Genomic DNA, 6306 nt, shown 5'->3' with positions numbered 1-6306 from the left:
TTGGCCGGCGTCGCCGCGAGCCGCGCGCGGCTGCCGGCCGCACCGGCCTGCGCCGGGCAGATCGCTTCCACCGCGACGAGGTCGATCGCGAACGCGATGTCGAACAGGCGCTGCACGACGATGCTGCCCTTGCGGACGATCAGGCCGCTGCCGTTGCCGTTTGCCGTCGCCATGCTGCGCCGATGCCGTGCCGATCAGTCGGCCGCCACGATGCACCGGGTTCGGTTGCGCGCGCGTGACGGGCGGTCAGGGCCAGGCCAGCGCGAGTCCGTCGGTCGCGTCGCCGTACCGCGTTTCGTAGCCGAAACGCGCGCGCCAGTCGGCGTCGTCCCACCAGCCGTTGAATTCGCTGCGCACGTTGAAATGCAGTCGCGGTGCCGGCGTGCCGTAGCGCAGCACGCGCGCGACCGCGGCGGCGCCCGGGTGATAGTGGCGCGTGCCGTCGGTCGAGATCAGCCAGTCGCGGCAGTCGACCGCCTCGACGAGCGTGCGGCTCACGTTCGATTCGGACGCATGATGCGGCAGCTTGAATGCCGACAGCGACAGGCGCTGCCCGTCGCCGATCGCCCGGATCGCGGCGACGAGATCGTCGCTCCACGCGTCCCCGGCCAGCAGCACGCGGTGGCCGCGATAGTCCAGCAGCAGCACGATGCTCGTGCCGTTCGCGAGCGACGGATCGGCATCGCTGACCGTATCGGCGAGCGCGGCGAGATCGTCCGGCGTCGCCAGCGCCGGACGTTTCGGCCGCCGGCGCACGCCGAGCGGCTGGATCTGCGGCGATGGCGACGTCGCCGGTTCGGGCTCGAGCCGTCCCGTCGCCGTCGCTTCGGCCACGTCGCGCCGCCAGGTTTCGCGATAGGCCGGCAGACGCGTGGGCGGCGGACCGAGCACCGACAGACGCAGGCCGTCGGCCAGTTCGTGCCGTCGCAGCGGCAGGCCGGGCTGCCAGGCCACCGGCGCCTTGTCGAACGCGGCGTTCCACGGATACGCACGGAGCCAGCGGCCGAGCCGCTCGCCCTGCACCGGCCCGAGCGCCGCGAGCGTGCTGCGCACCGGCAGGTCCTGCAGATGCGGCCAGCCGTTGAACCAGGTGTCGCCGAACTCGAGGCCGTCGATCGGCCCTTCGTCGACGAGCGCCGGTAGCGTCCCGCCGACGTGGTCTTCGTCGACATGCGTGACGACGAGCAGTTCGAAGCGCCGCTGCTCGCGCGGCAACGCCGCGATGCGCCGGCGCAGCGCCGTGCCGACCGCCTGCGTGCCCATGTCGACGAGCATCCGCCAGGGACGCTCGCCCCATTCGATCCAGAGCGCGTCACCCTGGCGCGCCGGCAGCATCGTGAGGCGCAGACTCATGCGAGCGGCTGCGAAGTGGTCAGGGTCAGCGCCGACCAGTCGATGTCGCCGAGTTCCGCAACGATCGTCCCCAGCGCGGACGTCCGTTCGCGCAGGCCGTCGTCGTCGGGCCAGCGCCGCAACAGGTTCAGCATCAGCGAATGCGTTTCGGTGAACAGCGCACGTTCGCGAACGCAGTCGAGCAAGATCGAGAGTCCGCGTTCGCGCACGGCGGCCGATTCGCTCTGTGCCGCGAGCGCCGCCTGCAGCACGCGCGCATCGACGAGCCACGCAAACGAGCGCGCGAGATTGTCGACCCAGCCGCGCAGCGGCGCGAGCCGGTCGACGCGATGCAGCAGCAGCGCGCCGAGCGCAGCGCCCGCGGGATCGCTGTATTTCTCCGCGAGTGCGGTCGTCGCCTCGTCGGCGACGGCCAGCACCTGTTCGATGCGCGACTGCAGCAGCATCTGCTGCACCGAACTCGCGACCGTGCGCCAGGAAGACATGCGCGCTGCGGGTTTCGCCGCGCGGCCGTCGCCGTCGAAACGCACCGTGCATTCGTCGCGGCCGTCGCCCGGCACGGACCCCCCGGTCAATACCGGCAGCGAAACGAACCAGCGCCGCGTGGCGTGCTCGAATTCGGCGAAGGCGAAGCCGTCGCCGGCCGTGCGGAAGCCGTGGGCATCCCCGGAGGCCGTCGTCTCGATCGCTCCGCGGACCGCGACGAGGCGTCCTGCGACGACGCGCTTCACGGGCAGCGGCAGGCGGATTGCCGCGCTCAGCGACTCGAATCCCGCGTCGTCGACGTGCGCGGGCGCTGCCGGCAGCGGCGCCGCGATGCCGAGCCGCAGCGTTGCACGCTGGCCCGGTTCCAGCGCCACGACGTGGCGCTGCTCGGCGCCGTTCTCGAGCACCGCCGTGACGCGATAGAGCCCGGCGTCGAGTTCCAGCGGACTGCCGTGATGCGCGGTCGCGACGAGACGCAACCCGCTGTCGCGAATCTCGGCGCTCAGCAGCGATTTCAGCAACTGCGAGCTGCTCTCGAAATGGAGCGTCAGCGTCGCCTTCATGGCTCCAGCACCACGTGGTGTTCGCAGCGCGGCGGCGCGAAATCGACGAGCAGCCAGTAGGGCTGATACCGCGTCGTCGCGGTGACTTCAATCGTGTAGAGACCCGCCCGTACGCGCGTCGTGGCCGGCCACTGCGTCGAGGAAAACACCGGCCGGCGCCGGCTGTCGGACAGATCGAGCCGCGCGAGCGGCTGCGCGGCCGCGGGTTCGACGACGATGCTAACGGCCACCTGCGGATGATCGCGGTAGACATGGAACACGCCGGGATTCGCGACGCCGCCGACCTCGACGAACTGCTCGACGCCGTGCGACAGCGCGAGTTCGCGCACGCGCTGCGGCAGCACTTCGTAAAGGCTGCCGAACGGCACGTGCCACTGGCCGAGCCCGGTGCGCGGACCGCGCGCCGCGGCCGCGTCGTCGAGTGCCCAGATCAGCGCATCGCAGAGGAGACTGTGTCCGTCGCGCAGCGCGAAGGCCTGCGTGTCGCTCATCGCGGCGAGGAACAGCGGGCTCGCCTCGACGTTGCCGGGTTTCTTGTCGAGCCGGATGCCGCCGATCAGCCGCTCCAATGCGCGATCGACGTCGACGTGCTGGCGGCAGACGTCGACGAACCAGCACTGCTGCCGCGCGGCGGCGGCGTTCTGCAGCGCCTGATGCACATCGACGACGTCGAGCGCGCCGTCGAGCAGGTTGTCGTGATCGTCCGACGCAAAATCCTCGAGCAGCAGCAATGCGCCATGTTTCGTGATCTGCGCTCCGTGTCCGATCACGTAGACGATCGCGTGATTGTCGCGATGACTTTCGCAGGCCTTGCGGAAATCCCTGAGCGCTTCGCGCACGTTCGCGCGCGTCGCCGCCGGGGCGTTCGCGAGTCGTGGGTCCTGCGCTGCCGTGTCGATCTCGCCGGGCTGCGGCGACAGCAATACGCGCAGGCTCGCGAGCGGCGGCAGCGGCGCGTCGTAGTCGCGTGCGAGCAGCCAGCTTGCGACGCGGTGCGCCGTGCGCGCGGCGCTGTCGAGCGGTTCGATCGCGAAATCGCGGCCGCGCACGCTCTGCCGCGCGGCATCGAGCACGTGGCGGTAGACGCTGACGCCGATTACCAGCGCATGCGTGCCCGGTGCATCGAGCCGTTCCGGAACCACCGACGCGACCGGCATGCTCAGCGCGCCGCCGCCGTTGCAGGCGGCGTGTTCACAGCACCTCCACGTCGACCCAGAGTCCGTCGCCGCCTGGCTTCACGCTGACGAGCGAGCCGCTGCGCTTGCGAAAGCGCGGATCGGCTTCGCCGCTCGCGAGCCACGCGTCGTCGGCGCGGATCACGCGGTCCTGCGCGCGCAGCGTCAGGTCTTCCATGATGCCGCGGAACGGCATGGCCTCCCATTTCACCTTCTTCGCGTCCATCTCGTTGGTCGGGATGAACGCCGACAGGTCCGGATCGTTCATGAGCTGCAGGCCCTTGCTCTTGAGCGTCGCGTTCTGGCTGCCGTGATGGCCGACCTTGTAATAGACCACGCGCGAGAGCAGGTCGGGGCCGGTCACGTCCGCGCCGTCGATGTTCCAGCGCGTGTCCTGCCAGCTCAGCCAGTTGCCGACCTGCGCGTCGGCGGCGAACAGCAGGACGCGGCCGGTGTCGACGAACTCGAACGCGAGCACGAGGCTCGAATTGTTGGTGCGGTCGTCGAGCTGCATCGCGAGATCGGCGCTGAGGCCGAGCCAGTCGCCGTCGATGCGCCGCCATTGTCCGTCGCCGGCGGCATACACGTCGCGCACGATGCGCCGCACGTTGGCCTGGTCGTCCTCGGCAATCTCGTTGCTGCCGAGCGCATCGTCGAGCGCGAGCCCGAGATTCGGATCGAACGGCGCATGTTCGTCCTGCATCTGGCATGCGGCGTCCTTGCCGAGCGCGCGGTCGAGCCGGTTCACGGCGGCCGCGTCGCGTTCGGCCGCGGCCGAATACATCTCGCTGGCGCGTTCGCGGATGCCGAAGAACGCCGTGTCGCGCGACGGGCCGAGCGTGTAGATGCGCACGTTCGGCACGCCGTCGGGCGCGATCGGCGGCTGCTTCGGTTCGAGATAGCGCACGTTGCCTTTCGCGAGCGCCGCGCCGGCGTCGCGCGCGGCGCGCACGCGCTCGCCCTTGGCGCCGAACTGGAAGCCGAGCACGGCCTGCACGCCGTCGCGCACGCGGCTCATGGTCGGATCGACGGCGCCGAGGCCGTGCAGCCGCAGGCTCGCACGCTGCAGCGCGGTCAGCGCGTCGACCTTGAACGTGTCGAACTCGCGCGCCTGCGCGTCGCGCGGATTCTCGGTCCAGGCCATCCAGACTTCGCGCACCTCGATGTTCGCGAAATGCTCGGCCGCCGACAGGAAGGCCGAGACGTGGTCGATGTGTTCGTGCGTGATCGCGAGCACGTCGATGACCGGCGCGACCGTCGCGATGTCAGCGACGACGCGGTCCATGATGTCCGAGCCGCCCTTGACCGAACCGTGGATGCCGCAGTCGATCAAGAGATGCCAGAACCTGCCGTCGTCCTTCGCGAAGCGCAGCAGATGGCAGTCGCCGAGTCCCTGGCAGTAGTGGCGGATCCAGACCGGCGCGGTAGCGCCTGCGGCGCTGCGCTTGGTCTTCTTCTTTGCCGGAGTCCTCCGGGCCGCGGTTCCGGTCGCGGCCTTGGCCGGAGCCTTCTTCGCGACGGACTTCTTCGTTGCGGCCTTCGCCGCCGCGCGCTTCTTCGCCGCGGCCTTTTTCGTCGCGACGTTCTTCACGGCCGCCTTCGCACCGATGCTGCGGCGCCGCCCACCGCTTCGCGTCCGCTCATTCATTGTCCTGCCCCCGGTAGCCGCCGTGCAGCAGCGCGAACGGCTCGCGCACGTCATGGCCGAAATACATCGCACGCAGCGCCGAGCCCGATGCGCCGCCGGCGTGGCGTCGCTGGCGTTCGAGCCGGCCTGCGCTGCCGCAGTGCTTGACGATGCAGTAGCGGATCGCCTCGCGGCCCTTGCGCGGATCGACGATCAGCGTCGCGCCGCCGCGGAACCAGAACCAGCCGTTGCGCTTGTCCTTGCCGTCGATCGGCACGGGTCTGCGCTGCGTGATCACGATGACGACCTCGTTGAGGAACGTGCCGTCGGCGCCGACGCGGCGGGCGGCGCGCACGCTGTGCACGTCGAAATTGGTGCGCCGGACCGGGCCGGCGGCAGCGATCTCGTTGCCCTGTTGATCGAATTTGCCGACGTCGTCGAGCAGGCCGAGCTGCGCGCAGCATTCCGGATCGTCGAGGAAGGTCTGGTTGAGCACTTCCCAGAGCTTGCGGCAGTTCTGCTTGTTGAGCGCGTAGAGCGCTTTCCGGTCGAGGTCGTGGTTGGTCTTCAGATCGATCTGGTCGAGCGCGGTCGTGAGCCAGGCCGGGCTGCGATCGCGCGGCGTGTTCCAGGCCAGCGACTCCTGCGAGATCGTGCGCACGTCGCGCGGCACGATGCCGCGCCGGCGGAACGCTTCCATGAACGCGATGCGGTAGGCGCGGTCGTCGTCGGCGATCGCGTCCATGTCCGATGTGATCACCGCGCGCAGGTATTCGCCGAACGTGATGTCGACCGGCGGACAGTAGTCGAGTGCACGAATGCACATGTGCAGGATCTGGCGGGCGACCTTGCAGGTTTCCGCGGTCAGGCGCTTCACGAGATCCGGATGCAGGTTGCCGCGCGGCAGCACGCCGCTGCCGGCGGTCGCGATGCGGATCAGCGAATCGGTGCGCCGCGCGACGATGCGCAGGAAGGCCTCGTAGACCGCGTAGACCAGCACCGAGCCGAGATCGTGCACTTCGAGCGCCGGGTCGTAGCGCAGTTTGCGTTCCGCGTCGTCGACGTAGTTGCGCAGCGGGCCGCTGCGGCTCGTGCCCTCGCC

Annotated in this window: 5 protein-coding genes; all 5 read right to left on the bottom strand. The window is 70.0% G+C overall.

Translation table 11 applies throughout. The features are described 5' to 3' along the window. Positions 1–246: 246 nt before the first annotated feature. The gene (locus VLF18_RS22385; RefSeq protein WP_325281848.1) at positions 247–1353 is read right to left on the bottom strand and encodes a hypothetical protein; all 1107 of its coding nucleotides are present in this window, start codon (positions 1351–1353) and stop codon (positions 247–249) included. Continuing rightward, complete coding sequence (locus VLF18_RS22380) at positions 1350–2402, bottom strand: hypothetical protein (protein ID WP_325281847.1); 1053 nt, start codon at positions 2400–2402, stop codon at positions 1350–1352. The genes VLF18_RS22385 and VLF18_RS22380 overlap by 4 nt, the downstream gene beginning before the upstream one ends. Further along, the gene (locus VLF18_RS22375; protein WP_325281846.1) at positions 2399–3559 is read right to left on the bottom strand and encodes a caspase family protein; all 1161 of its coding nucleotides are present in this window, start codon (positions 3557–3559) and stop codon (positions 2399–2401) included. Before VLF18_RS22375 ends, VLF18_RS22380 begins: the two co-directional genes overlap by 4 nt. A 34-nt stretch (positions 3560–3593) precedes the next feature. Then, a complete protein-coding gene (locus tag VLF18_RS22370; protein ID WP_325281845.1) occupies positions 3594–5168 on the bottom strand; it encodes a hypothetical protein in 1575 nt (524 codons plus the stop codon). Positions 5169–5217: 49 nt separating this feature from the next. Next, the coding region (locus VLF18_RS22365) for a hypothetical protein (protein WP_325281844.1) at positions 5218–6306 on the bottom strand (1089 nt) is incomplete at its 5' end.

It is taken from the genome of Tahibacter sp. (genome assembly GCF_035481375.1).
In the GTDB taxonomy this organism is placed as follows: domain Bacteria; phylum Pseudomonadota; class Gammaproteobacteria; order Xanthomonadales; family Rhodanobacteraceae; genus Tahibacter.
The sequence above is the reverse complement of the archived record's forward strand: the minus strand, read 5'-3'. Positions and strand labels throughout refer to the sequence as shown.